The organism is Nonomuraea sp. NPDC049624 (assembly GCF_040675255.1).
GTDB lineage: Bacteria > Actinomycetota > Actinomycetes > Streptosporangiales > Streptosporangiaceae > Nonomuraea.
The window spans coordinates 881,354-907,795 of record NZ_JBFAOR010000002.1 but is presented as its reverse complement, the minus strand read 5'-3'; the positions used below and the strand labels follow the sequence as shown (position 1 = coordinate 907,795).

Genomic DNA, 26,442 nt, shown 5'->3' with positions numbered 1-26,442 from the left:
CCTTAGGGGTTGGATTCACCGGTACGACCGGCCGTACCGGCTTGGAAGACCCGCTCGCGGGTCAGGTCCAGGGCGTAGCTGAGAGCGCCGCCGAGCACGGCGTTGCCGCACACGGCGCTGAGGGCGACGGTCACCGGCACCAGCGGCGTCGAGGCCAGACGGTCGGCGACCCGCGCCCTGAGCGGCTCGCCTCCCGCGACGCACAGCGGCCCGGCCAGCACGACCAGGCCCGGGTCGAGCACCCCGATCGCCGCCGTCACGCCGAGCGCCACCCGCGCGGCGGCGTCGTCGAGGAAGTTCTGGGGGGCCTCGGCCAGCGTCCGGCTCACGGCGGCGAGCGTGGGGTCGCCGGGCAGGCCGTGCGCCTGCGCCAGCGCGGCCAGCGGCTCGGCGCCGAGCAGCGCGCCGAGCGGGCCGCCGTCCTGACCGTAGCGGCGGCCGGTGGTGACCGGGTCGGGCACGATGACCGAGCCGACCTCGCCGCCGCGCCCGGTGACGCCCCGCCAGAGCGCGCCGTCGAGCACGACCCCCGCGCCCACCCCGCCGCCCACCCAGAACAGCACGAAACTGCTGTCGTCGTGCTCCTGGAGCTCGCGGATGGCGACCAGGTTGACGTCGTTCTCCAGGCGCACGTTGGCCGGCAGGTCGTCCAGGCCGGACCAGCCCGACAGCTGCACGGCCTGCCGCAGCCGCCGGCCGTCGGCCTCCACCACTCCCGGCACGCCCACCACGACCTGGTCGAGCCGGTCCAGCTCGAAGCCGGCCGCGGCGACCGTCTCGGCCAGCAGCCGCCGGGCGTCGCCGGTCGCCTCGGTGCGATGGGTGCCGAGCACCCGGCCGGTCAGGTCGGCGACCGACACCTCGATCGAGCTCGTGGTGAGATCGACCCCCGCGACGCGCGCGGCCGAGCCGTCGAGCTGCCACATCTGCGCGGCCGGCCCGGCGTTGCCCGGCTTGAGGCCGGCCTTCCTGGCCAGCCCGCTGTTCTCCAGCCGGCGCAGCACCTCGGCCGCCGACGCCTTGGACAGGCCGGTGTGCAGTTCCAGCTCGGCGCGGGTGAGGCCGCCGTGCTCGAGGAGCAGGGTGAGCGCGGCGCGCTCGTTGAGCGTGCGGAAGACGGTGGGGTTTCCTGAAGACATTCCTACTTCAGCGCTCCTGAGGTCAGCCCGGACTGGATATGTCGCTGGAAGACGATATAGATCAGCACGACGGGAAGCACCGTCATGCTGAGCGCGGCGAACAGTCCGGGCCAGTCGGCCTCGTAGCCGGCGATGGTGGAGATGTCGGCCACGCCCTGGGTGATGACCCACAGGCTCTTGTCGCCGGGCAGCAGGACCAGCGGGATGAGGTACTGGTTCCACTGGCCGAGCACGTTGAAGATGGTCAGGCTGACCAGCGCCGGGCGGGCCATGGGCAGCATGACCTGGAAGAACGTGCGGGTGTGCGAGGCCCCGTCGATCATCGCCGCCTCGGCCACCGCGTCCGGCAGCGCCCTGAAGAAGGACGTCAGGAAGAACACCGTGAACGGCAGCGAGTAGGCGATGTAGACCAGGACCAGGCCGACGTGGCTGTTGAGCAGCCCCAGCCCGTCCACCACGAAGAACAGCGGCACGAGCGCCAGGAAGACCGGGAAGGCCATGCCGGAGACGAACAGGAAGTAGACCAGCCGGTTGCCCGGGAAGCGGTAGCGGGCCAGCACGTACGCGGCCATCGAGCTGAGCAGCATCGTCCCGGCCACGCCGAAGAAGACCACGATGACCGTGTTGAGCAGGTAGCGGCCGATGTTGGCCCGCTCCCAGGCCCGCGCCCAGTTGTCCCAGCGCAGCTCGCCGGGCAGTTGCAGGGCGTCGCCGAAGATCTCGGCGTTGCTCTTGAACGAGGCCAGCAGGGTCCACAGCAGCGGGGCGATGATGAGCAGCGCCCAGAGGCCAAGGACGGCCTGGATGCTGATTTTTCGGAACATTTCAGTAGACGACCTTCTGGCGGCGGGTCACGCGCAACGTCAGCGCGGCGAAGGTGAGGGTCAGGAAGAACAGCGCCACGCCCATGGCCGAGGCGTAGCCGAACCGGGAGTAGGAGAAGGCGTTTTTGTAGATCTCCGTGGCCAGCACGGTGGTCGCGCCGTCCGGCCCGCCCTGCTCCACCGACAGGACGTTGACCAGCGCGAACCCGTCGAACGCGGCGATCCCCAGATAGACCCAGGCCACCTGGACGGTGTCCCACACCAGGGGCAGCGTGATGGAGAAGAACGTGCGCAGCCGCCCGGCGCCGTCGAGGGCGGCCGCCTCGAACACGTCCTTCGGAATGGCCGCCATCCCGGCCGAGAACAGCACGACGTAGAAGCCGACCGCCTGCCACACCATCACCGCGATGATCGACCACAGCGCCAGGTTCTGGTCCGTCAGCCAGCCGACCGGCTCGACGCCCAGCTTCGCCAGCGCGCCGTTCAGCACGCCGCTCGCGTCCGGCCGGTAGACGGCCTTGAACAGCACGCCGACCACCGCGACGGCCAGCACCTGCGGCAGGAAGAAGATCACCCGGTAGAACCGGGCCCCCGGCGTGCCCGCCGAGTCGCCGAGCAGGTACGCGAAGACCAGCGCCAGCGCGATGGTCGCCAACGGCAGCGTGACCAGCAGGACCGCGTGGTTGCGGACCGCCTGCCAGAACGTGTCGTTGCCGAGCATCCGCCGGAAGTTGTCCAGGCCGACGAAGTTCAGGTTCGCCGACACCCCGCGCCAGTCGGTCAGCGCGATCTGGAACGCCTGGACGTACGGGCTGATCACGAAGACCGCGTAGAGGACCACGGGCAGGGCGAGGAAGCCCGCGACGAAGCCGTGCCGCCGCATCGCTCAGACGCTCCTGGTCTGCTTGGCGATCGCGGAGTCCGCCTTGAGCTCGTCGGCCTTCTTCTGCATGTTCGCGCAGAACTGCTCGGGGGTGATGCGTCCGGACATCACCGAGTTGGTCTGGACCTGCCCGTGGTCGAACAGCTCCTTGTACCAGCCCTCGAAGCGGGCGTCGGTGATGATGTTCGTCCCGGCCGCCTCCTGGGCCTTGGCCGCGCTGCGCACGGCCGAGGTCAGGTCCAGGCCGTCCACCACGCCGTTGACGACGGTGAGGTTCTTGGTCAGCTCGGTGTAGCCGCGCGCGCCCTCCCGCGACAACATCAGGCGCAGGTACTCCAGGCCGCCCTGCGGGTTCTTGCCCTTGGCCGCCACGAAGAACGCCTCGCTCACCCCGATCATGATCGCCTCGTACGGCATCGCGTCGGCGGCGGTGATGCTGGGCACCGGGGCGATCGCGTACTCGAACGAGGCCGGCCGGTCCTTGGCCATCTCGTTCTCCAGCCAGGAGCCGCAGGGGTAGAACAGCACCTTGTCCTGCAGGTGCTTGACCTGCGTCTGGGTGTGGTCGAGCCCGAAGTACGCCTTGTCGCCGAAGTCGCGCTGCACCTGGGCCCACGCCGCGACGGCCTGCCGGACGGGCTCGGCCTGCCAGGCGCCGTCGGCGAGGTTGTCGATGTCGACGATCACCTTGTTGCCGCCGATCTTGGCAGCGCTGTAGACCAGGTTCCAGAGCTGGTAGAACGGGCCGACCTGGCCCGGGTAGGCGAACAGCGCGATGCCCGCCTTCTTGGCCTCCTCGCCGAGGGCGTTGAACTCCGCCCACGTCTTCGGCGCCTGCCAGCCACGCTGGTCGAACAGCTTGGCGTTGTACCACAGGGCGCGGTGGGCGACCGTGTACTGCAGCACCCGCGGCACGCCGTCGATCAGCGAGTTCTCGTAGACGCCGCCGACCAGGGTGTCGCGCACCTTCTTGGCCGGGTCGACCAGGGAGGGGGCGTCGAACAGCGGCGTCAGGTCGGCCAGGTGCCCCTCGGCGACGAGCGACTGCAGGTCGAGGGCGTCGGGGCCGGAGTTGTTGACCACGTCGGGCGCGTCGCCGCTGATGAAGCGGGGGCGCAGCTGCGTGCCGACCTTCTGGGTGGGCACGTGCTTGATCTTGGCGGTCTTGTACGCCTTGCTGTAGAGGGCCTCGTGCAGGCCGGTCGCGTAGCCGTCGCCGTTGCCGCCGCTGAAGATCACGACTTCCAGCTGCCTGGCGGCGTCCACGCCGAGGGGGTTGGCGGCCGAGGTGGGCGCGGCCGAGGCGGAGGCGACCGGAGCGGCGGAGCGGCCCGTGGCGCACGCGGCGAGCAGCCCTGCGCCCGGGCCCGCCGTCAGGGCGGTGAGTCCGATACGTCGAAGAACCTCACGTCGGCTGGGGTTGGTGGACATGGGTGGCCTCCTTGACCGCCAACCGTCCGGATACTTTCCAGACGGTTGGCGGCTGACTCTAGACTTACCGCTCCACGTGCGTCAATACCTCTCTAGAACGGCGCTCGGATTCTCAGGAGCCTGCCCGGACCTTCTGGAACTGCGCTCGGAGGTGAGCCTTGGCCTCCTCGGAGGCCCCGATGCGGTCCAGGCCGTTCAGCGCGGCCCCCACGATCGGCGGCTGGTCCGGGACCACCTGCTTGGCCAGCGGAGCCCGGACGGCGAACCGCTCCTCCAGCATCGCGACCAGCAGCGGGATGCGCGCGTGCAGCACGCCTCCGCCCAGCACGACCTCCGTCGGCGTCTCCAGCAGGTCCAGGCGGCGCAGGCACACCTCGGCCATCACCACGATCTCGTCGGCCAGCCGGGTGACCAGCTCCAACGCGATCGCGTCAGCCGACGCGGCGGCCTCGAACACCTTGGGGGCGAGCGCGGTCAGGTGATGCCGCTCGATCTGCCCGAAATGCACCCCGAGCACCACCTCCTCGACCGTCCGCGTGCCGAAGTGCTCCTTGATCAGGCCGGCGAGCGCGGTGGGGGCGCCCCGGCCGTCCTCGGCGCGGATGGCGTGCCACAACGCCTCCTCGGCCAGGCCGCCGCCACCGCCCCAGTCGCCGCTGATCCGGCCGAGCGCGGGGAAGCGGGCCACCCCGCCCGTGGGCGAGACGCCGACCGCGTTGATGCCCGCGCCGCACACCACCGCGACTCCGCTGGGCCCGGACGCCCCCGAACGCAACAGCGCGAAGCTGTCGTTGCCCACGACGACGTCGGCGGCCATCCCGCGGGCGCGGAACTCGGCCGCCAGGGCCTCCTCCTCCACCGGCAGGTCGGCCCCGGCCAGGTAGGCGTAGAGCTGGTCGGCGTACGGGGGAGCGGCCGCCGGCCCGAGCGCCCGCCGCACGGCCTCCTCCACGACGTCCACGGCCGCCGGCACGCCGACGGTCTGCGGCTCGAACGGCCCGCCGTCGCCCTGGGCCAGGATGGTGCCGTCGTCCGAGAGCACGACGACATGCGTCTTGCTGTTGCCCGCGTCCACGGCGATGATCACCATGGCAGGTACCGCTCGTTCGCCGCCAGCAGCAGGCCGGTCAGCTCGTCCGCGACGGCCTCCTGGCCGATCAGCGGATGGGCCAGCAAGGCGTTGCGCACCCGGTCCGCGCCCCCGTGCAGCGCCGCGTCGAGCGCCAGTTCCTCGTACGCGGAGACGTTCGCGATCAGGCCCGCGTACAGCGGCTCCACCGGATCGACCGGCAGCGGCGCCGCCCCGGACGCCGAGACCCTGGCCGGGACCTCGATGACCGCCTCGTCGCGCAGGAACGGCAGCGTCCCGTCGTTGCGGGTGTTGACCACCTGGACGTCGCCCCGGTCGCCGAGCAGCGAGGCGATCAGCGCGACGGCGGCCTCGGAGTAGTAGGCGCCGCCCCGCTTGTCCAGCAGGTCCGGCTTGGTGTCCACGGCGGGGTCCGCGTACAGCTCCAGGAGCTGCCGCTCCATCGCCGCGACCTCGGCCGCGCGCGACGGCTTGGCCCGCTGCTCGCTCACGACCAGGTCGTGGGCGTAGAAGTAGCGCAGGTAGTAGGACGGGACCACCTGGAGCCGGCGCAGCAGCCCGACCGGCAGGCCGATGTCGTCGGCCAGCTCCTGCCCGTGCTCGGCGAGCAGCCGCGGCAGCACGTCCACGCCGTCGACCACGACCGACCGCTCCCACGTCAGGTGGTTGAGCCCGACGTGCCCGAGCGCGACCCGCTCCGGCGGCACGCCGAGGTGCCGGGCGAAGCGGCGCTGGAACCCGATGGCCACGTTGCACAGGCCGATCGCGCGGTGCCCGGCGTCCAGCAGCGCCCTGGTGACGATGCCGACCGGGTTGGTGAAGTCGACGATCCAGGCGTCGGGGGCGTGGGCGCGTACCTGCTCGGCCAGGTCGAGCACGACCGGGACCGTGCGCAGGGCCTTGGCGAGCCCGCCCGCGCCCGTCGTCTCCTGGCCGACGCAGCCGCACTCCAGCGGCAGCGTCTCGTCCACGTTCCGCGCGGCCTGGCCGCCCACCCTGAGCTGGAACAGCACGGCGTCCGCGCCCGCCACGCCCTCGGCCACGTCGGCGGTGGCGATCACCTTCGCCGGGTGCCCGGCCCTGCGCAACATCCTGCCGGACACGCCCGCCACCAGGTCGAGCCGCGTGGCGTCCGGGTCGATCAGCGCGATCTCGGTGAGCGGCAGCTCGTCGCGCAGCCTGGCGAAGCCGTCGATGAGCTCGGGGGTGTAGGTCGAACCGCCCCCGATCACGGCGAGTCTCATGTGCAACTCCTCAATTAGGAAACTTTCCTAACCGCCGAACCTACCCGACCTCCTCCGATCCGACTCCTCCCACCCCGTTCCCGGAAATTTCCGCTCGCCATGTAGAGAGCCCGCCGCCGGCTCCGACTCCCTGGTGAAGGCGCCGGACGGGCGCCACGGACAACAGGAGACGAACCAGGATGAGCAAGGTCACGTGCGACATGGGGATGTCCGTCGACGGCTACGTGGCGGGGCCGAACCAGAGCCTGGAGCAGCCGTTCGGCGACGGCGTGGGCGACCGGCTGCACGAGTGGATGTTCCAGGAGCCCGAGAAGCACGCCGAGGTCATCGAGGCCATCACGGCGGCCGGGGCGTTCATCATGGGCCGCAACATGTTCGACCCCGGCCGCGGCGCCTTCGACCCGAACTGGACCGGCTGGTGGGGGGAGGAGCCGCCGTACCACGCGCCGGTGTTCGTCCTTACCCACCACCCGCGCGAGCCGCTGCCCATGAAGGGCGGCACGACGTTCTTCTTCGTCACGGACGGCATCGAGGCCGCCTTCGCCATGGCGCAGGAGGCGGCGGGGGACCGTGACATCGCCATCGCCGGCGGCGCCGCCACCGTCAACCAGTACCTGGCCGCCGGCCTCATCGACGAGCTCCGCCTGCACGTCGCGCCGGTGATCCTCGGCCGCGGCGAACGCCTCCTGGCCGACGCCGGCGACATCACCCTCACCCCCGCCGCCCCTCCCACGGGCACCGCCCTGGTCACGCACCTGACGTACCGGGTGGTCCGCTAGGCCCGGCCCTTTCCATGACCCAGTCGCGGTCGGGGCCCGGCGGCACATGCCGGACCGCGTTGGTGACCAGCTCTGATACGACCGTCAGGGCGTCGTCGCGAACCGGCGGGTCGACGTCCGCCAGCCAGCGCCGAATCGTCTGCCGGCTTTCTCCGGGAGCTCGGTCATCGCGCCGCAACGTCAAGCCTTGGTAGGTGTGGCAAATTGACATGGTTTCACCCCAAAGCCAATCGGGAGGTTCTGGCGGCCGTTTCTCGCGACAGAAACACTGTCGCCCGGATCAAGCATGAACGGTTACATGCTTCCGCGGCGCGCCCGGCTGGCGAAACTCGTCCGACAAAGCGCTACACCTGCTCTGTATTGATTGTCGGAAGGATGTCGCAGTAGCCTGCCATGAGGCCATCCCCTTGCTCCTGAACTGCGGAGAAGTCATGACTCCCGATGTTGGCGACCATTTGTCGCCCAGGGCGCGTTTCGCCCGCGACCTCGCGGAACGACGTAAAGCGGCTCGAATGACACAATCCGCTCTAGCGCTCCGCATTCTCTGTCACGAGTCACTCGTCAGTCATGTCGAGAAAGGCCGACGAGTCCCTACGCTGGAATTCGCGCGCGAGGTGGACAAGGCATTCGGAACCGACGGCCATTTCACCGGCCTTCACGAGCGCATCTCCCAGTCACCCGCTCTGGGCTGGTTCGCACGGTGGGTCGAGGAGATCGAACCGCAAGCCGTCATCCTGCAATCCTGGGATCCGCTCGTGATCCCCGGCATGCTCCAGACCGTGGACTACGCCCGTGCCGTCTTCGCGGGTACCGGCTCATCCGATCAGGTGGAAGAGCAGGTTCAAGCGCGGATCCGGCGCATCGGCGTCTTCGAGGCAGCCAACCCGCCATCCCTTCTCGCAGTCATTGAGGAGGGAGTCCTCCATCGGCCCTTCGGCGGGACCGGTGTCCTGGTCGGGCAACTGCGCTTTCTGCTGGAACTCACCGAGCATCCCCAGGTCACTGTTCAGCTGCTTCCGCGCACGGCTGGTTGCATAGCCGGCATGGTGAGTGCGTTCGCGCTGGCGCGGCTGCGGGACGGATCCGAGGTGGTTTCGGCGGACTCGCTTCTGTCCGGACAGGTGTCAGGCGACCATGACGCAGTCGCGCGTTTGAAGCAGAGGTATGACAACATCAGAGCGCACGCACAGCCGAAGAACGTCACTCGACAGGCGATAGAGGGTGCGATAGCCAAATGGACCAGCTGAACCTTGATGATGCGCAATGGCGCAAGTCCAGCGCCAGCGCCGACACAGGGCAGTGTGTCGAGGTCGCGACGAACCTCCCGGGGATCGTCGCCGTCCGTGACAGCAAGAATCCGCAGGGCCCGGCGCTGATCTTCACGCCCGCGGAGTGGCAGGCGTTCCTGCACGGCGCCAACCAGGGCGAATTCAACATCTGAGGCAGGCGTCTGCCGCTTCGGAGTCGGGTTCGTCCGAGGGATGCGGGGACCGGTAGGTCCCCGCTGGGCATGTGGCGGCTTGCCCCCACATGGACGCAGCCTGAGCCCACGTCGCGCGAAGCGCGCCCATCGGCGAAGCCCTTCGTGGCCTGTACGAGAACCGGATCCGAGTCATCGGGTGAAAGGGGGTGTTCAGCCCGAAGAACGGAGCCGAGAGTTTGACGCAGGACACCGAGGTGGACGACGCGGAGGTGATCAGACGTGCCCGCAGCGACCCCGCCGCCTTCACGGCGTTGTACGACCGGCACGCCCCCGCGCTCCACAGATACGTCACCCGCCGCCTGGGCGATTCGCTGGCCGACGACATCGTGGCCGAGACGTTCCTGGACGCCTTCCGCCGTCTCGCCCGCTACGACACCGCCCACCGCGACGCCCGACCCTGGCTGTACGGCATCGCCGCCAACCTGATCGGCAAGCATCGCCGTACCGAGATCAGGGCCTACCGCGCCCTGGCCAGGACGGGCCTCGACGCGGTGGCCGAGAGCTACGCCGACCGGGTGGCGGCCCGCGTGTCGGCCGGGGCGGCGCACCGCGAGCTGGCGGGGGCGCTCGCGACGCTGTCGCAGCAGGACCGCGAGGTGCTGCTGATGATCGCCTGGGCGGACCTCAGTTACGAGGAGGTCGCCCGCGCGCTCGGCGTCCCGATCGGGACCGTGCGTTCGCGCCTGCACCGCGCCAGGAGGAAGACCCGCGCGGCCCTGGGCGGCATCGACCCGTCAGCCCTCCACGACGCCGCCCCGCCGGCCGCCCGCGACGCCGCGCACTCAGCCACCTACGACACCGACGAGGAGGACCCCGGCCGTGGACGATGACCTCACGCTCCTGCGCGAGCTGCGCGCGGACGCCCCGGAGCCCGCCGCCGACCGCCTGCGCGCCGTGCGTGCCCGGGCCCTCGCCCCGGCGTCGGGCCAGGCCCCGGCCCGGAAGCGGCGCCGGTTCTGGGCGGTGCCGTCGCTGCTGGCCGCCGCGACAGCCGTCGCCGCCGTCGTCGTGGCGGTGAACGGTTCCCACACTCCGGCCCCGGCCCCGCCGGCCGCCGTGACCACCATGCCGGTACGGGCCGAGACGGTGCTGCGCCAGGCCGCCCTGGTGGCCGAGGGACGCCGGAAGCACCACCAGCCGCGCGCCGACCAGTGGTTGTACCGCAAGCACCTGGTCAAGCAGCCCTCCGAGGAGCGAGGCACGGTGCAGGAATACTGGACCCGGTACGACGGCACCCGCCAGGCGCTCCGCCAGAACGGCGGCTCCCTGGAATTCCAGGACATCACCCCCGACCCCGGCGACGACGACCTGACCCCCCGGCAGTACGCGGCCAAGCTCGCCGGCCTGCCCACCGATCCCGCCGCGCTGCTGGACCACGTCAGGGGCGACCGGCACTGGTCGGCCCGGACGAAGCGCGCGGACGCCGAGCACCCGGACGCGCGGGCGTTCCGCGTGTTGTCGGTCTACCTCGACGCGGGTGTCCCCATGCCGCCGCAGGTCGAGGCCGCCATCTTCCGCGCGCTCGCCGAGCTGCCCGGAGTGCGGGTGGACCTCGGCGTACGGGACGCGGCGGGCCGGGCGGGCATCGGCATCGCCTACGAGCCCGCCGGTTCCGTCCCCGGAGGGCCGGTGCGGGACGCGCAGGGCCAGATCGTCTCGCGGTCGTACCTGGTGCTGGACGCCGCGACCTACCGCTTCCTCGGCAGGCGCGTGGACACCCTCCAGGACGAGGTACTCGGCGGCGAGGTGACGGCCCGCAAGGGCACGTTCTACGCGAGCGCCGACCTGGCGGCGGGCGTGGTGGACGAACCGGGCCGGCTCCCCTGACCGTCCTGTCCCAGGCCGCCGCCACGAAGGCGGCGTAGGAGGCGGCGTAGGAAGCGGCGTCGGATGGATCACTCACCTGGCCTCAACGCGGAGACAGGCCGGGAAGGTTGACACCGGAACGCGAAAAGGGCGCGCCCCCCGGAAAGGGAGGGCGCGCCCGTCAGGGTCGGCGCAGGGTTTACCAGTCGCCGCCGCCGAAGTCACCGCCGCCGAAGTCGCCGCCGCCGCCGAAGTCGCCCCAGCCGCCGCCGCCTCCGCCGCCGAAGTCCCCTCCGCCGCCGAAGTCGCCACCGCCGAGGTCGCCGCCGCCGCCGTCCTGGTAGCCCTCGGCGTAGCCGGCGCCGTAGCCGCCGCCGCCCCAGCCGCCGTGGAACATGCTGCCCATCATCGTGCCGATGAACATGCCGGTCATGATGTCGCCGAAGCCGCCGTAGTAGCCGTAGGCGTACGGCTGGTAGGCCGGGCCCGCGTCGTAGTAGGGGCGACGGTGACCGTCGACCATGACCTCGCGCATCTGCGGGTCGAAGCCGCGCTCGACGGCCTCGGCGTCCATCGCGCAGGCGGGCACGTCGCGCACCGCGCCGCCGGGCGGGGCCCAGCGCACGTCACGGGCCGACGGGCCGTGCTGCGGGTTGAAGAAGCAGGGGGCCCGCCGCTCGGGGATCGGCTGGTTGTTGACCTTGGCCTTCACCACGGCCAGCGCGTAACGGCCGTCCTCAAGGGTCTGGGTGACCTCGCGGACCTGGTCGGGCCGCTGGACCGCGTTGAGCTGGACCTTGGCCTTCTCGTAGGAGTCGAGCGCCTGCTGCCACTCGGTGATGTGCCCGCCGCCCTGGCCGGCGAGGGTGACGTCGGTGTCGAGCTCGGTGATCTCCTCGCCCAGCTTGGTGACGTCCTCCTCCACGGTCTGCTTGACCGCGGCCAGGTCCTTGGCCTCCTGGATGGCGCGCTTCTTCTTCTTGTTCTTGGAGTAGAGGAAGTAGCCGCCGCCGCCGACCACCAGCAGGCCGAGCAGGGCCACCAGCGCGAACTGGCCGCCGGCGCCGGGGTTGGCCTGGCTGCTGGGGCTCAGGGCGCCGCTGCGGTCGTTCTTGCCCGCCGCGTCGACCCGGTTGGCGAAGTCCTTCACGCCCGCGACGATGTCGCCCGAGTTGGCGTTCACCGAGAGCTTGACCAGCTGGCCGGCGAGGTTGTTCCGCAGGGCGTTGGACCCGGCGAACATCGTCTCGCCGTCGAACACCACCACCGTCACCTTGGGACGACCGGCCTCGACCAGCGCCTTGCCCAGCGACGACAGGTACGGGCCCACGGTCGAGTTGTCAAAGGTGCCGTCGGGCAGCGCGACAGCGTAGATCTTGCTGTCGGCGTCCTTCAGCGCGTCGTTGATGTCACTCTGCTGGCTGGAGCTCAAGGGGGAGCCCGACACCACGTAGAGCGGGGCCTTTTTCCAGTTTTGCACCACAGTCTGTGCGTCAGGTGGCGCCGCCGCGTTGGCGGCAGGGGACAGCGCAAGAACGACGAACAGCCCGGCGATCAGAGCCGCGATCGCGGCCCCTGCTCGGCGCAGCGAATGGGTCATTGGCAGCAAGCCTCCTTCGCCCATGAGGACGAACGGGCGGTCGGCAAAGTTCCTCACTGGGCACGTTACCTGCCCGCGACGGCGCGTATGCACAGGGGAGCGGGCTCAGGCGTCCTTGATCTCGCAGATGGTGGCGCCCGACGTGACGGTCTGGCCGACGGCGGCCGACAGGCCCGTCACGGTGCCCGACTTGTGGGCCGTCAGCGGCTGCTCCATCTTCATGGCCTCCAGCACCACGACCGTGTCGCCCTCGCTCACCACGTCGCCGTCGTTCGCGACGACCTTGACGATCGTGCCCTGCATGGGGCTGACCAGCGCGTCGCCGCCGGCCGTCGTGTGCTTGCGCGCGCCGCCGGACCGGCGCGGCGCCTTGGCCGCGGCGGGCGCGGGGCCGGCCATGCCGAGGCCGGCCGGGAGCACCACCTCAAGGCGCTTGCCGCCGACCTCGACCGTCACCGTCTCGCGCGCCGCCGGAGCGGCCGGCGCGGTGGCCACCTCGCCCGCGTACGGCTCGACCGGGTTGTCCCACTCGGTCTCGATCCACCGCGTGTGCACGGTGAACGGCTCGGACGTGAACGCCGGGTCGGTCACGATCGCCCGGTGGAAGGGCAGCACGGTCGGCATGCCGTCGATCTCGAACTCGGCCAGCGCCCGCCGGGCCCGGTCGAGGGCCTCGTGACGGGTGCGCCCGGTCACGATCAGCTTGGCCACCAGCGAGTCGAACGTCTGCGGCACCGTCATCCCGGCCTCGTAGCCCGCGTCGAGGCGGACGCCGGGACCGGCCGGGGTGCGCATGGCGGTCAGGGTGCCGGGGGCGGGCAGGAAGTTGCGGCCGGCGTCCTCGGCGTTGATCCGGAACTCGATCGAGTGGCCGCGCAGGGCCGGGTCGTCGTAGCCCAGGAGCTCGCCGTCGGCGATCCGGAACATCTCGCGCACCAGGTCGACGCCCGCGACCTCCTCGCTGACCGGGTGCTCGACCTGCAGCCGGGTGTTGACCTCCAGGAAGGAGATCGTGCCGTCCTGGCCGACGAGGAACTCGCAGGTGCCGGCGCCGACGTAGCCGGCCTCCTTCAGGATGGCCTTGGAGCTGGTGTAGAGGATGTCGATCTGCTCCGGCGACAGGAACGGCGCGGGCGCCTCCTCCACCAGCTTCTGGTGGCGGCGCTGGAGCGAGCAGTCGCGGGTGCTGACCACGACCACGTTGCCCGCGCGGTCGGCCAGGCACTGGGTCTCGACGTGCCGGGGACGGTCGAGGTAGCGCTCGACGAAGCACTCGCCCCTGCCGAAGGCGGCCACGGCCTCGCGCACGGCGGACTCGTACAGCTCGGCGACCTCCTCCAGCCTGCGCGCGACCTTGATGCCGCGGCCGCCGCCGCCGTACGCGGCCTTGATCGCGATCGGCAGGCCGTGCTGCTCGGCGAACGCCACGACCTCCTCGGCGCCGGAGACCGGGTCCTTGGTGCCGGCCACCAGCGGCGCGCCGACCTTCTGCGCGATGTGCCTGGCCTGCACCTTGTCGCCCAGCGCGGCGATGGCGGCCGGGGGCGGCCCGATCCAGGTGAGGCCGGCGTCGATGACGGCCTGCGCGAACGAGGCGTTCTCGGCCAGGAAGCCGTAGCCGGGGTGGACGGCGTCGGCGCCGGCGCGCGCGGCGACGTCGAGCAGCTTGGCGATGTCGAGGTAGGTCTCGGCGGGGGACTGCCCGCCCAGCGCGTACGCCTCGTCGGCCACCCTGACGTGCAGGGCGTCGATGTCTTGGTCGGCGTAGACGGCCACGCTGCCGATCCCCGCGTCCGTGCACGCGCGGGCCACCCGTACGGCGATCTCGCCGCGATTGGCGATCAGAACCTTCCGCACCGACCTTCGTCCCTTCCTCGTGGTCCTCGTGAGTGCTCAGCGGCCGAGGTACGCGCCGCCGTTCAGATGCAGCACCTGCCCCGTCATGTGCCCGGCTCCCGCGGATGCCAGAAAGAGAACGGTATCGGCCACGTCGGAGGGGGTGCCAGGGCGGCCGTTACGCGTGTTCTGCACGCGGGCCCTGATGCCCTCCTCGGTGAGCCTGCCGCGGAAGAACTCGGTCTCCATCACCAGGCCGGGAGCCACGACGTTGGCGGTGATGCCCCGGGGGCCCAGCTCGGCGGCCAGGTCGGCGGTCCAGGACTCGACGGCGGCCTTGGCGGCGCCGTACGAGCCGGACCCGGTGCCGCGCGCGGCGATCGAGCCGATGGAGACGATCCGGCCGCCCTCGCCCATGCGCGGCGCGAGCGCGGTCGTGACCAGCACGGCGGACAGCAGGTTGGCGTTGAGGTTGGCCTGCCACGCCTCGGCGACGTCCGCCAGGTCGCCGGACTGGCCGCGTTCCAGGTTCGTGTTGCCCCCGGCGTTGTTGACCAGGACGTCCACGCGGGCGGGCAGGCTGTCGAGCGCGCCCTGGACGGCGGCCGGGCTCGCGGCGTCGAACGGCACGTACGCCGCCCCCAGCCGCGCGGCGGCCTCCTTCAGCACGTGCTCGCGCCGGCCGGTGATCGTGACGCGGTCGCCGAGAGCGGCGAACGCCTCGGCGATGGCGTAGCCGATCCCGGTGCCGCCACCCGTCACCACGACCTCGCGCATGAGCGGATAACTCCTTAGATCCGAATAATCCTCTGGACGACCATAGCCGCTCGGCATAACGGGGGCGACGGGCGGTGGCCCGCTTTATGGTGAGGGCGCTTTCACCAGTTCCAGGAGGTATGCATGAGCCAGAGTATGCTCGGCGGCAACCCCGCGGAAATGCAGCAGATGGCCAGCCAGTTCACGCAGCAGTCCGAGGCGCTCCGCACCATCATGACCGCGCTCGACCGCGAGGCGGCCAAGGTCGGCACCGCGTGGACGGGCCCCGGAGCCCAGCGTTTCAGTCAGGCCTGGCAGAACTACCGCACGGCCTTCCAGCGCATGACCGAGGAGCTGCAGGAGGCTTCCCGGGTCATCGGCACGTACCAGCGGAACATCGAGTCCGCCACGCAGTGAGCACGGACGGGGGCCCTGGTCCGCCGCCGGGGCTTCTTCCGTCGTGAGCGGAGCTTTCCTCCCGGATCGGGCAGGCTACGCTCTTTTTCCATGATTGGTCGCGCCTTGGCGGCGAGCATGCTCGCCCTGCAGTTCGCGGCGGCGCCGGCGCAGGCCGCGCCCGTGCGGTGCACGCCCAAGAAGGCCACCATGGCGATCGGCGAGACCTGGGCGCAGCGGCGGGTCAACGCGGAGAAGGTGTGGCCGCTGACCACGGGCCGGGGCGTCACGGTCGCCGTCATCGACAGCGGCGTGGACGAGACCCACCCCCAGATCCGGCTGGGCGGCAAGGCCGACCTCACCAACACCGGCTACCGCGACTGCGTCGGCCACGGCACGGCGGTCGCCGGGCTCATCGCCGGCCTGCCGCGCAAGGACATCCCCTTCCACGGCGTCGCCCCCGGCGTGAGCCTGCTGTCGATCAAGTACGTCACCGGTGACCGGGGCGACGTGGGCCTGCTGGCCAAGGCCATCAAGACGGCCGTGGACGAGCACGCCGACGTCATCAACGTCTCCGTCGAGGCCTCCGACACCCCCGACCTGAAGGCGGCCGTCGACTACGCGCTGGGGCGGGACGTGGTGATCGTCGCCGCCGCCGGCAACCTGTCCAAGGACGACGGCACGTCGACCCCCTCCTACCCCGCCGCGTACGACGGGGTGCTGTCGGTGGGCTCGGCGACCCCGGACGGCGGGCGCTCGACGTTCTCCAACCCCAACGCGGTCGCCGTGCTCGGCCCGGGGGAGGGCGTCAGCTCGACCTGGCCGCTCAAGGGGTACCAGTCGGACCTGAAGGGCACCAGCTACGCCGCCCCGTACGTGGCCGGCGTGGTCGCGCTCGTCCGGGCCCGCCATCCCGGGCTGACGCAGCTCCAGGTGCGCAGGCGCATCACGCTGACCGCGGACGGCGCGTCCGGGACGGGCACCGGCGCGGGGATGGTGAACCCGCTGCTCGCGGTGACCGCGGTGCTGCCGTCGGAGCAGGTGGCCGTGGCGCCGCCGGTGCCGCCGCCGCTGCCCGCGACCGTCGTGCGCAAGGCCGTGCCGCCGGACCGGCGGTCGATGGAGGTCGCGACGGTGGTCGCGGCGGGCGGGTTCTCGCTGGTCGGGCTGGCGTTGGCGGCCTGGGTGTTCGTGCCCATGGGACGCAGGCGGCGCTGGCGGCCCGGCTCGCCGCCGGATATCGGAAGAATTGACGGTTAACTGTAAGAGTGGGTGGCCGAAACTGCTGATGCTTATGGGGCGTATTTGGTTAAATGTCTCTGATCATGACGGACTCCTGAAAGGACGGTCATGGTGGAGAAGGACTCCCCCCAGGCAGCAGTACCGGAGCGGATCGGCGATCACGAGATCGTGAGCCTGTTGGGACAGGGCCCGCGTGGCGCCGTTCATCTGGGCAAGGAGTCCGAGGACGCCGATCCGGTCGCCATCAAGACGCTGACCGTGGACCCGGCGGCCGACCCGGACTTCGTGACCCGGCTCAAGGACGTCAGCCGGGTGTCCAGCTCGTACGTGGCCCGCACGCTCGACGCCGGCGTCCAGGACGGCCTGCTCTACGTCGTGCGTGAGCACGTCGAGGGACGTTCGCTGGCCGAGACCGTCGCCGCCGACGGCCCGCTGACCGGCGACGCGCTCGAACGCGTGGCGGTCGGCATGCTCACCGCGCTGACCGCGGTGCACCTGGCCGGATTCGCGCACCGAGGGCTCACCCCCAGCAACGTGATCCTCACCGGCGAGGGGCTGCGCGTCACCGACATCGAGATCGGCGACCCGGCCGGCGAGATCGGCTACCGCGCCCCCGAGCAGCTCAACGGCCTGCAGTACGGGCCCTACGCCGACGTCTTCGCCTGGGCGGCGACCGTGGTGTTCGCCGCCACCGGCTCCGCGCCGTTCGGCCAGGACGCGCACGCCGTGCTCACGGACGAGCCCGTGGTGGACGGGCTGCCCGACCCCCTGCGCCAGACGGTCCTCGCGGCGCTGTCCAAGGACGTGTCCGGACGGCCCACGACGTACACGGCGCTGCTGCGCCTGCTGGGGGACGACAAGGCCCCCATGCCGGCGGCGCCGATCGAGGGCGTGCCCGTGCAGGCGCCGATCGACGGCGTGCCGATGCAGATGCCGTCCTCCCCGATGCCGCCGTCGCAGCTGCCGCCGTCCGACCCGGCGGACCTCGTCACCATGGTCGACGGCCAGCCGCCCGTGCCGGGCCAGCCGCCGCTCCCGGGCCAGCCGCCCGTGCCGGGCGGGCCGCCGGTGCTGCCCCTGGCCATCGAGGGCGCCCCGATCCCGAACGGCCCGATGCACCCGGGCCCGATGGCGAACGGCCCCATCCCCAACGGCCCCATCCCCAACGGCCCGATGCCGAACGGCCCGGTCCCCAACGGCCCGATGGCCAACGGTCCGGTCCCGAACGGTCCGATGGCGCACGACCCGATGCAGCCCGGCCCGTTCCTGCCCGGTGTGCCGCCGCAGGGCCCGATGGGCCATGAGCCCATGCAGCCCGGCCCGATGCAGCCCGGCCCGATGCAGCACCTTCCCATGGACGACGAGCCGGTGCAGGGCGTCCCGGTGCAGTACCCGCCGGTGCCCGTGCAGGCCGCCTGGGGGCCGCCGCCCGGACCGCAGAACCCGTCCGCCGAACCGGCCCAGCCCGCGATGGCCGGTGCGGGCAGCACCGGACCGGCGCGCAAGCCGTTCCCCATCGGCCTGGTCGCCGGCGTGGTCGCGGTCATGCTGCTGTCGGCGATCGGCCTGTGGGGCGCGAGCCGCTACTCCTCCAACGTCACCTTCGAGCCCGCCGCCGCGGCGGGTTCCGCCTCGCCCACCTCGGGCGCGGCGGCGGCGGCCCAGAAGGCGGTCACCGCCGTGCCCACGCAGCCGCAGGCCGAGGTCACCGCCCCCTGGGCGACCACGCCGTCCCCTGACGACGACGGCGTGGGCCCGCTGGTGCTGAACGACGACACCTCCGCCGACCCCCCGCAGGTGCCGGTGCTGACCACGGTGCCGACGCCGACGGCGGCCCAGCAGCTGACGGTCCCGACGATCCAGCCGACCGTGCAGGAGCGGAAGACCACCAAGGAGCCCGAGCCGACGGCCACGGTCACCAGGACGGTCACGCCGACCCCGTCCGCGACGCAGACGCAGCAGCCGACCGAGACGCCCACCCAGAGGCCGAACGGGAAGCCGACGCAGAAGCCGTCCGAGACGCCCACCCCGTCCCCCACCGCGTCGGGCACCCCGACGGCCACCCAGACGGCCACCCCGACGGCCTCGCAGCAGCCGACGCAGACCCAGAAGCCGACGCAGCAGCCGACCCAGACCCAGAAGCCGACCCAGAAGCCGACGCAGGAGCCGGAGCCCACCGAGGAGCCGGAGCCCACGCCGACGGCGAAGCCGAACCCCTACACGCCGACGCAGGTGTGCGGGTCCGGTTTCGTGGTCCAGCGGTCCACGTCGTACACCGGCGGCGCGACGTACCAGCTGTACAACAACAGCACCGGGCAGAACTGCGTGGTCACCCTCAAGTCCGGCCCCGACGTCGGCAAGGCGACGCCGGTCAGCGCGACCCTGGAGGTGCAGGGCGGCCCGAGCAACACCGACCGCGGCAACTACGAGTACTACGCCGGTCCGGTCAAGCTCCTCGCCAAGGGCAAGTGCGTGCGTTACTCGGGCAGCGCGGGCATCGGCAACACCCAGGTGGACTGGGCGAACTGCGGCTAGGTCTCAGTATCCGCGGTAGCCGGAGCCGGTCTTCATGCCCACGACCCCCGGCACCGCGGATACGCTGCCGTAGCGCTCGATCGAGTAGCGCACGCCCGCGATGATGTTGTCCACCGGGTTGTAGATGTCCCGGTGGCCGTCCAGGGCGTGGGCGTTGAAGGTCGGGTCGATCGTCTGCATGAGCCCCTTGGAGGGGTGCCCGGCGGCGGCGTTGGAGTCCCACAGGTTGATCGCGTGCGGGTTCCCGCCCGACTCGTGCTGGATGATCATCCAGATGTCGTCGACGTTCATCTTCTCGACCGGGTAGCCCTGCTCCCTGAGGATGGCGACGGCCTCCTCGATCCACTGCTTCACCTTGCCCGTGGGCGCCGGCCCGCCGCCCGCGGGAGGGGGCGGGCCGCTCGGGCCGTAGCCGCCGATGATGGGGCTGCCGCCGGTGCCCGAATAGGGCGAGGTGTAGCTCTGGGTACGCCGCCAGTCGAACCGGTGCCCGGCGTCCGGCACGAACTCCTGGTCGCCCGCCGCCTTGATCTGGGCGAAGGTCGTGGTGCGCTCGCCCAGCGCCGTGCCGATGGCGTTCTTGGCGTCGGTGACGGCGTCCTTGGCGTCCTTGACCGGTTTCCTGGCGTTCTCGGTCTCCTCGCGCACCAGGCGGCCGATCTCGGCGTCCAGGTCCTCCTGCTTGGCGTCGGGGTTGGCCGTCCGGTGGTTCTGGACGCGGGTGAGCAGGCGGTCGCAGATGCCGTCCACCTGGCGCTGCGAGCTCTCCAGCACGCCGGCGGCGGCGTCGAGGGCGTCGGCGCAGGAGTTGAGCGCGTCGTGCAGGTCCTGGCCGGCCCTGCCGTAGCTCCACATGTAGCGGACGAACGCGTCCGCCGAGTCGCCCTCCCAGGCCAGATCCACGGTGGTGACGGCGCTGCCGAGCTCGCCGGAGTCGGCCAGCACCTTGCCCGCGGCGGTACGCCAGCGCTTGGCGATGCCGCGGATCGCGCCCGGGTCGCCGCTCACCTGCCCGGCCAGCGCGGCCAGCGTGGGACCGCCGGGCAGCGCGTTGATCGCCTCCGGTGCGCTCATGCCGGGGAGTTCGCCTTCCGCACGTTGCTCTCCACCAGGTCCAGGGCCCGTTCGACGCTCTGGACGAGGCTCCTGGCCTTGCCGAACTCGCGGTCGGCGACGCTCTCCACCTGGTCCACGGCGGTCGCGAGGGCCGCGGAGTCGGCCAGCTTGCCGAAGATCGAGGAGTCGGCGGCGCCGGCGGGGAAGCTCTCCGCCAGGTCGCCGAACTTGCCCGCCACGGTCTTGGCCGCGATGCGGCAGTCGTCCAGGGCCTCGAAGTGGATGTCCAGTCCTGCCATCACTCCTCCTCCGCCGGCGGCCAGAACGCCGTCTGCGCCAGCCGCGAGCCGAACCTTCTGTCCACCACGAAGCCGCGTCCCGGGGGCTGCGGCTGGGCGCGGACGTTGCCGAACAGGAAGCCCTCGTCCCTGCTGCCGGACAGGATCACCGCGGGGCTGGCCATGTCCTTGACGCGCTGGATCACCGGGTCGAACATGGCCCGGCCCAGGCCGCCCATGGCCCGCGACATGACCAGGTGCAGTCCGATGTCACGGGCCTGCGGCAGCAGCTCGACCAGCGGCAGCAGCGGGTTGTTGGACGTGGCCACCAGGTCGTAGTCGTCGACCACGATGTACAGGTCGGAGCCCTTCCACCAGTCGCGGGCGCGCAGCTGCTCGGGCGTGAGGTTGGCCGGCGGCAGGCGCTTGAGCAGGGCGTTGCGGGCGTCGTTGACCAGTTCGAGCGCGGCGGCGCTGGAGGCGGCGTAGCCGATGCGGTTCTCGCTGACCGCCGTGTCCAGCAGCGACCGGCGGTAGTCGATCACGATCATCATGGCCTCGCGCGGCGTGTGCCGGGCGACGACGTTCTCGGCGATCACCTTGAGCATGTTGGACTTGCCGCTCTCGGTGTCGCCGACCACGATGAAGTGCGGGTCGGCGTCGAAGTCGATCAGCACGGGCGCGAGCGCGGCCTCGTCCACGCCGATCGCGATCCGCGACTTGCCGGTCTCCTCCACGCCGGGCAGCGACGCGGCGGGCAGCACCGACGGCAGCAGCCTGACCTGCTTGGCGGGCGGGCCCTGCCAGGAGTCCCCGATCGCCTGCACCAGGCCCTGGAGGCCGGCGGCCAGGTCGTCGGAGTCCTGCACGCCGTCGATCCTGGGCAGCGCGCCGAGGAAGTGCAGGCCGTCCTTGGTCAGGCCGCGTCCGGGCACGCCTTCCGGCACGGCCAGCGACTTCTTCCTGTTGATCTCGGACTCGTACGCGTCGCCGAGCTTGAGCTCCACCCGCGTGCCGAACAGGTCCCGGATGCCGGGCCGGAACTCCGACCACTTGCCGGTGGCCGCCACCACGTGGATGCCGTAGCCGAGGCCGCGCGCCGCCAGGTCGGTGATGACCGGCTCCAGGGCCTCGAAGTCCTGCCGGATCGTCAGCCAGCCGTCCACGACGAGGAAGATGTCGCCCCAGCCGTCGCCCTGGAGCGAGCCGTCGGCGACCCGCCTGCGGTAGGTGCTCATGGAGTCGACGCCGTTCTCGGTGAACTCCCGCTCCCGGTCGCGCAGGATCGAGGCGATCTCGGCCACCGTGCGGCGCACCCGGTCGGCGTCCAGCCTGGAGGCCACGCCGCCGACGTGCGGCAGCCCCTCCAGCGAGGCCAGCGCGCCGCCGCCGAAGTCCAGGCAGTAGAACTGCACCTCGCGGGGGGTGTGCGTGAGCGCCATGCTGGTGATCAGCGTGCGCAGGATCGTGCTCTTGCCGCTCTGCGGGCCGCCGGCCACGCCCACGTGCCCGGCCGCGCCGGACAGGTCCAGCCAGTACGGGTCCCGCCGCTGCTCGAACGGCCGGTCGATGATCCCCACCACGGCCTGCAACCGCCCGCGGCCGGTCCAGCCGGCCGTGGACAGCCCCAGCTCGGGCGTGACCGTCAGCGGGGGCAGCAGGTGCGCGAGCGTGGGCGGCTCGGCCAGCGGCGGCAGCCAGATGCGGTGCGCGGGCGGCCCCTGGCCCACCAGGCGGCCGACGACGATGTCCAGGAGGCTCTGCTGCGCCTTGTTGCTCTCCTCCTGCGCCGCGGGGTCCTCGGGCGGCTCCTCGACCATCGGGACGGGCACGAAGTCGGGCCCGTACTCGACGATCTCCCGGACCGTCACCGAGCCGTCGGTGGTGGCGACGTGCCGCGGGTCGACCTGGTGGGGGCCGGACACGTACGCGGCCTTGAACCGGGTCATGCCGGAGGTGTCGAACTTCAGGTACCCGTTGCCCGGCGCGGACGGCAGCTCGTAGGCGTCGGCCACCCCCAGCACGACCCGGCTCTCCATGGCCGAGAACGTGCGCAGACCGATCCGGTACGAAAGGTGCGTGTCGAGCCCGCGCAGCCGTCCCTCCTCCAGCCGCTGCGAGGCCAGCAGCAGGTGCACGCCGAGCGAGCGCCCGAGCCGGCCGATCATCACGAACAGGTCGATGAACTCGGGCTTGGCCGTCAGCAGCTCGCTGAACTCGTCCAGGATGACGAACAGCGTGGGCAGCGGGCGCAGGTTGGCGCCCTGCTCGCGGGCCCTCTCGTAGTCGCGCAGGGAGGCGTAGTTGCCGGCCGCGCGCAGCAGCTCCTGGCGGCGCACCATCTCGCCGTGCAGGGCGTCGTGCATGCGGTCCACGAGCGGCAGCTCGTCCTCCAGGTTCGTGATGACCGCGGAGACGTGCGAGAGGCCGTCCAGGCCGAGGAAGGTCGCGCCGCCCTTGAAGTCCACGAGCACGAAGTTGAGGATCTCCGAGGAGTGCGTGACCGCCAGGCCGAGCACCAGCGTGCGCAGCAGCTCGCTCTTGCCGGAGCCGGTCGCGCCGATGACCAGGCCGTGCGGGCCCATGCCGCCCTGGGCGGACTCCTTGATGTCCAGCTCGACCAGCCGGCCGTCGGCGCCGAGGCCGATCGGCACCCGCAGCCGGTTCCGGCCCGCGCGGGGCCGCCAGGTCACCGACGGCTCCAGCCGGGTCGGGTCGCCGACGCCGAGCAGCTCGGTCAGCGTCGTGTTCACCGCCAGCACGTCCTGGGCGTCGCCGCCCTTGGCCGAGGAGGCGCGCAGCGGCGCGAGCTGGCGGGCCAGGCCCTCGGCGCGCAGGTAGTCCAGCGCGTCGGGGTCGCCGAGCCGGTTGGTGTTCTCGCGGCCGGCGTGGTCCAGCTTGACCATGTGGAAGCCGGCGGCGTCGATGCGCAGCCGCAGCGTGCTGCGCTCCTCGACGGTCCCGGCCGAGTTCGACAGGTCGATCACGGTGACGCCGTCGATGGCGTCCGCGCCGAGCTGCGACTCCTGCGGCACGTGCCCGCCGTCCAGGATGAGCACGTGGTACGGCAGCGCGTCCGGCGAGGCGCCCGGCTTGAAGCGGGCCCGCTCCTTCAGCTCCGCGCCCACCAGGCGGTCGAGCTGGGCCAGGTTCTCGGCCATGAGCCTGACCTGGCCGGCGCCGTCGGTCTCCTCGGGGTGCAGCGCGTGCGGCAGCCACTTGACCCAGTCCCAGTGGCTCATCCACTCCTTGCTCGCGCACACCATGATCCGCATGTCGTCGGGGGAGTGGAAGACGGCCATCTGCGCGATCATGGCCCGGACCAGGTCGCGGACCAGGGCGGGGTCGCCGTCCAGCTTGATGCGGGCGAAGGAGTGCAGCGCGACGGCGACCGGGAGGCGTTCGACGGTCGAGTGGGTGCGGATGAAGCGGCGCAGCGCGCCGGCCGACAGGGCGTCCAGGTCCTCGACCGGCTTGGAGTCCGGGGGGATGAGCTGGATGGCCAGCTTCTGGATGCCGGTGCCGAGGCGTACCGTGCTGAAGTCCTCGTCCCGGGGGCGGCGCTCCCACAGGCGCGGGCCCATCGCGGTCCACCACAGGGTGTCGGGGGCCGGGCCGCTCCACTCCAGGGCCTCGCGCTGCTGGATCGCCGCCTTGCGCACCTTCTTGCGGGTCTGCGCCAGGTAGCGGAAGTAGTCGCGGCGGGCGCCGTTGAGCCGGGCCTTGCGCTCGCCGGCCTGGCGGCCCATCTGGCCGACCGTCATGCCGACCATCGAGAACGCGAACAGGCCGCTGGCGACGTACATGATGGGGTTGGCGTTGGTGCCCCCGGCGGTGAACATCAGGCCCATCGCGGCCGCGCCCGCCACCATCGGCAGGTACGTCAGCACCGCCATCATGCCTTGCGACTGGACCTCGGGGATCTCCGGTGGGGACTCCAGCAGGATCTCACCGCGCGGCGACTTCGGGCTGGGGCGGCGCTCCGGGCGCCGTACGACGACGATGCTCACCCTTGTGACAGGCCCTTCTGGTGCTCGGAAGAACCTTCTTACCAGATGTGCCTAACGTCCGAGTTGAGGTCTGAGTTAACTCTGTCTCGCTATGTTGGGTTTGTGACATCGCTGGCCGAAATCCCCCCTCCACAGCAGGGCGCGTTGCACCAGGTGCCCGCTCCGCTCCCGCCGCTGTGCCACGTGACGGTGGTGGGGCCGCGCAGGAAGGCCGACCTGGCACTGCCCGCCGACATCCCGCTGCCGCACGTCCTGCCGGGGTTGCTCAGAGCCATGGGCGAGCTGGGCGGCGACATCGCCACCGCGCCCGGCTGGACGCTCCAGCGGCTCGGCGGCCCTCCCTTCGACCTGGGACAGAGCCTCGGCGCGCTCGGCGTGCTGGACGGCGAGATCCTCTACCTGCGCCCGCGCGCGGTGTCGCTGCCGCCGGCCAGGTTCGACGACGTCGCCGACGTGGTCGCCACCGGCGTGCGCGAGGGCAAGGGCAAGTGGTCGCCCGAGCTGACCCGCGGGCTCGGCGGCGGGGCGGCCTGCGGGCTGCTCGTCGCCGGCGCCGTGGCGCTGGCCTTCGGCGGCCTGACCCCGATGGTGACCGCGATCGTGGCCGGGTCGCTCGCGCTGCTGGTCGTCGGCGTGGGGATGGCCATCTCGCGCGCGGTCGGCGACTCGGGCTCCGGCGCGCTGATCGGCTACGCCGCCCTCCCGTACGCGTTCCTGGCCGGGCTGCTGGCCCCGGCGGCCGGCGGCGGGCTGATGACCATCGGCGCGCCGCAACTGCTCGGAGCCCTGGCCTGCACCGCGCTGGTGGCCACGCTCGGCGGCACCGCGATCGCCGACGGCGTGCCGGGCTTCCTCGGCACGGCCATCGCCTCGATGACCGGCGCGATCTGCGCGGCCGTGGTCATGGTGACCGGGGCGTCGCCCGCGGGCGTGGCGGCCGTGGGCGCGGCCTTCGTGATGGCGCTCAGCCCGCTGGTGCCCGTGTTGTCGTTCCGGCTGGCCCGCGTGCCGCTGCCGGCCATGCCCACCAACGCCGAGGAGCTGCGCGGCGACAACCAGCGGCTCGACAGCGCCTCGGTGCTGGAGCGCACCGGCGCGGCGCGGCGGTACGCGACCGGCATGGTCGTGGGCGTCGCGCTGGTCGGGGCCGGGGCGCACGCGCTGTTCGTCGCGGACGGCCGGTGGATCTCGGTGGCGATGTCCCTGGTGCTGGCGTTCACGCAGATCATGCGGGCTCGGGTGTTCCAGGGCGTCGGGCAGCGGTTGTGGCTGCTGCTGGTCGGGCTGGGCGCGCTCGCCGCGGTGGCCGTATCCGTCGGGATCGGCGTGGGCGGCGTGGCCTCGGTGGCCGTGGTGCTCGGGCTGCTGTGGGCGGCCATGGTGGTCGTCGGCATGGGCGTGTGGCTGCCCGGCGGCAGGCCCTCGCCGTTCTGGGGGAGGGCCGCCGACATCACCGAATGGGCGCTGATCGTCGCGCTGGTGCCGCTGGCGCTCGGGGTGCTGGAGGTCTACGCCTGGGTGCGCGGCCTGGCCGGTTGACCGGCTCAGCCGTCCGACAGGGCGCGGCGGCGGATGGTCTCCAGGGCGTCGAGGCGGTCGTGCATCTGCCGCGAGAAGCCGTCCTGGAGGTCCTGGAAGCGCCGGGTGACGGCGTCGGCCGACAGGCCGCCGAACGAGGTGGGCGGGAGCACGTCCCTGAGCCTGCGCGCCTGGTGGTCCTGGGCGGCGCGGACGGCCTGGAGGATCTCGCCGGTCAGCTCGTCCAGCTCCATGCGGCTCGTCCTGGGCGCCAGCCGCAGGTCGTCCAGGCGGCCGCCGGCGTCCACGCGAGCGGTGACGGCGCCGCTGCGGCTCTCGCCCTGGCCGGTGACCTGGCTGAGCTCGTCCAGCGCGCCGGCCAGGTTGCGGACCGAGCGTTCGCTCTCGCTGATCACGCGGTCGAGGTCGTCGGGGTCGAAGTCGATGGGGTCCATGTCCGGCACGCCACCGCCCGGAGGTTAACGAACGGGGAGCGGCGGCTGGCCGGTCCCTGAAGTGATCAAGAAAACCGCGCA

The 26,442-nt window shown here is 71.8% G+C and carries 22 protein-coding genes; 9 read left to right on the top strand and 13 right to left on the bottom strand.

Annotated elements, in window-relative coordinates:
• Positions 1 to 2: 2 nt before the first annotated feature.
• From AB0J76_RS10425 to AB0J76_RS10400, 6 genes are all read right to left on the bottom strand, one after another.
• A complete protein-coding gene (locus AB0J76_RS10425; RefSeq protein ID WP_352325485.1) occupies positions 3 to 1,139 on the bottom strand; it encodes an ROK family protein in 1,137 nt (378 codons plus the stop codon).
• A 2-nt stretch (positions 1,140 to 1,141) separates the two neighbouring features.
• Entirely contained in the window at positions 1,142 to 1,963 is an 822-nt protein-coding gene (locus AB0J76_RS10420; protein WP_352325486.1) for a carbohydrate ABC transporter permease, read from the bottom strand.
• A 1-nt stretch (position 1,964) separates the two neighbouring features.
• On the bottom strand, positions 1,965 to 2,846 hold the full coding sequence (locus AB0J76_RS10415) for a sugar ABC transporter permease (protein WP_352325487.1): 882 nt from the start codon (positions 2,844 to 2,846) through the stop codon (positions 1,965 to 1,967).
• Between the two features lie 3 nt (positions 2,847 to 2,849).
• Entirely contained in the window at positions 2,850 to 4,277 is a 1,428-nt protein-coding gene (gene ngcE, locus AB0J76_RS10410; RefSeq protein ID WP_352325488.1) for an N-acetylglucosamine/diacetylchitobiose ABC transporter substrate-binding protein, read from the bottom strand.
• 112 nt (positions 4,278 to 4,389) lie between these two features.
• Positions 4,390 to 5,367: a BadF/BadG/BcrA/BcrD ATPase family protein gene (locus AB0J76_RS10405; RefSeq protein ID WP_352326966.1), complete on the bottom strand. Its 978-nt coding sequence runs from the start codon at positions 5,365 to 5,367 to the stop codon at positions 4,390 to 4,392.
• Positions 5,361 to 6,611 (bottom strand): 6-phospho-beta-glucosidase, encoded by a 1,251-nt coding sequence (locus AB0J76_RS10400; RefSeq protein ID WP_352326965.1) that lies wholly within the window; start codon positions 6,609 to 6,611, stop codon positions 5,361 to 5,363. Before AB0J76_RS10400 ends, AB0J76_RS10405 begins: the two co-directional genes overlap by 7 nt.
• 179 nt (positions 6,612 to 6,790) lie before the next feature.
• On the opposite strand from AB0J76_RS10400, the gene AB0J76_RS10395 reads away from it, so the two are divergent.
• The 5 genes from AB0J76_RS10395 to AB0J76_RS10375 all read left to right on the top strand — a co-directional run bounded on the left by AB0J76_RS10395 (position 6,791) and on the right by AB0J76_RS10375 (position 10,700).
• On the top strand, positions 6,791 to 7,390 hold the full coding sequence (locus tag AB0J76_RS10395; protein WP_352326964.1) for a dihydrofolate reductase family protein: 600 nt from the start codon (positions 6,791 to 6,793) through the stop codon (positions 7,388 to 7,390).
• 431 nt (positions 7,391 to 7,821) lie between these two features.
• Positions 7,822 to 8,637 (top strand): helix-turn-helix transcriptional regulator, encoded by an 816-nt coding sequence (locus tag AB0J76_RS10390; protein WP_352326963.1) that lies wholly within the window; start codon positions 7,822 to 7,824, stop codon positions 8,635 to 8,637.
• A complete protein-coding gene (locus AB0J76_RS10385; RefSeq protein ID WP_352326962.1) occupies positions 8,625 to 8,831 on the top strand; it encodes a DUF397 domain-containing protein in 207 nt (68 codons plus the stop codon). Before AB0J76_RS10390 ends, AB0J76_RS10385 begins: the two co-directional genes overlap by 13 nt.
• Before the next feature lie 218 nt (positions 8,832 to 9,049).
• Positions 9,050 to 9,703, top strand: a complete 654-nt coding sequence (locus tag AB0J76_RS10380) for an RNA polymerase sigma factor (RefSeq protein ID WP_352326961.1) — start codon at positions 9,050 to 9,052, stop codon at positions 9,701 to 9,703.
• A complete protein-coding gene (locus AB0J76_RS10375; RefSeq protein ID WP_352326960.1) occupies positions 9,693 to 10,700 on the top strand; it encodes a CU044_5270 family protein in 1,008 nt (335 codons plus the stop codon). Before AB0J76_RS10380 ends, AB0J76_RS10375 begins: the two co-directional genes overlap by 11 nt.
• 178 nt (positions 10,701 to 10,878) lie before the next feature.
• Here the strand turns inward: AB0J76_RS10375 and AB0J76_RS10370 are convergent, their stop codons facing one another.
• The 3 genes from AB0J76_RS10370 to AB0J76_RS10360 all read right to left on the bottom strand — a co-directional run bounded on the left by AB0J76_RS10370 (position 10,879) and on the right by AB0J76_RS10360 (position 14,892).
• Entirely contained in the window at positions 10,879 to 12,279 is a 1,401-nt protein-coding gene (locus AB0J76_RS10370) for a hypothetical protein (protein ID WP_352326959.1), read from the bottom strand.
• Between the two features lie 105 nt (positions 12,280 to 12,384).
• Complete coding sequence (locus tag AB0J76_RS10365) at positions 12,385 to 14,136, bottom strand: biotin carboxylase N-terminal domain-containing protein (protein ID WP_352326958.1); 1,752 nt, start codon at positions 14,134 to 14,136, stop codon at positions 12,385 to 12,387.
• 36 nt (positions 14,137 to 14,172) lie between these two features.
• Positions 14,173 to 14,892 carry an SDR family oxidoreductase gene (locus tag AB0J76_RS10360; protein ID WP_352326957.1) on the bottom strand — a complete coding sequence of 240 codons (720 nt, stop codon included), beginning with the start codon at positions 14,890 to 14,892 and terminating at the stop codon, positions 14,173 to 14,175.
• A gap of 123 nt (positions 14,893 to 15,015) precedes the next feature.
• On the opposite strand from AB0J76_RS10360, the gene AB0J76_RS10355 reads away from it, so the two are divergent.
• From AB0J76_RS10355 to AB0J76_RS10345, 3 genes are all read left to right on the top strand, one after another.
• Positions 15,016 to 15,288, top strand: a complete 273-nt coding sequence (locus AB0J76_RS10355) for a WXG100 family type VII secretion target (RefSeq protein WP_352326956.1) — start codon at positions 15,016 to 15,018, stop codon at positions 15,286 to 15,288.
• Positions 15,289 to 15,378: 90 nt separating this feature from the next.
• Positions 15,379 to 16,527 (top strand): S8 family serine peptidase, encoded by a 1,149-nt coding sequence (locus tag AB0J76_RS10350; protein ID WP_352326955.1) that lies wholly within the window; start codon positions 15,379 to 15,381, stop codon positions 16,525 to 16,527.
• A gap of 90 nt (positions 16,528 to 16,617) precedes the next feature.
• A complete protein-coding gene (locus AB0J76_RS10345; protein WP_364389265.1) occupies positions 16,618 to 19,044 on the top strand; it encodes a protein kinase in 2,427 nt (808 codons plus the stop codon).
• A gap of 3 nt (positions 19,045 to 19,047) precedes the next feature.
• On the opposite strand, the gene AB0J76_RS10340 is transcribed toward AB0J76_RS10345, so the two are convergent.
• From AB0J76_RS10340 to eccCa, 3 genes are read right to left on the bottom strand one after another with little or no spacing between them, the layout of a single operon-like run.
• Positions 19,048 to 20,118, bottom strand: coding sequence for a transglycosylase SLT domain-containing protein (locus AB0J76_RS10340; protein WP_352325336.1), 1,071 nt, complete (start codon positions 20,116 to 20,118; stop codon positions 19,048 to 19,050).
• Positions 20,115 to 20,399 carry a hypothetical protein gene (locus AB0J76_RS10335; RefSeq protein ID WP_352325334.1) on the bottom strand — a complete coding sequence of 95 codons (285 nt, stop codon included), beginning with the start codon at positions 20,397 to 20,399 and terminating at the stop codon, positions 20,115 to 20,117. The genes AB0J76_RS10340 and AB0J76_RS10335 overlap by 4 nt, the downstream gene beginning before the upstream one ends.
• The gene (gene eccCa / locus AB0J76_RS10330) at positions 20,399 to 24,388 is read right to left on the bottom strand and encodes a type VII secretion protein EccCa (protein ID WP_352325333.1); all 3,990 of its coding nucleotides are present in this window, start codon (positions 24,386 to 24,388) and stop codon (positions 20,399 to 20,401) included. Before eccCa ends, AB0J76_RS10335 begins: the two co-directional genes overlap by 1 nt.
• Positions 24,389 to 24,490: 102 nt before the next feature.
• Here eccCa and eccD point away from each other — a divergent pair, with 102 nt between their 5' ends.
• Positions 24,491 to 25,927 (top strand): type VII secretion integral membrane protein EccD, encoded by a 1,437-nt coding sequence (eccD, locus tag AB0J76_RS10325; protein WP_352325332.1) that lies wholly within the window; start codon positions 24,491 to 24,493, stop codon positions 25,925 to 25,927.
• A gap of 5 nt (positions 25,928 to 25,932) precedes the next feature.
• Here eccD and AB0J76_RS10320 read toward each other — a convergent pair whose 3' ends face one another.
• A complete protein-coding gene (locus AB0J76_RS10320) occupies positions 25,933 to 26,361 on the bottom strand; it encodes a YbaB/EbfC family nucleoid-associated protein (RefSeq protein WP_352325331.1) in 429 nt (142 codons plus the stop codon).
• Between the last annotated feature and the right edge of the window lie 81 nt (positions 26,362 to 26,442).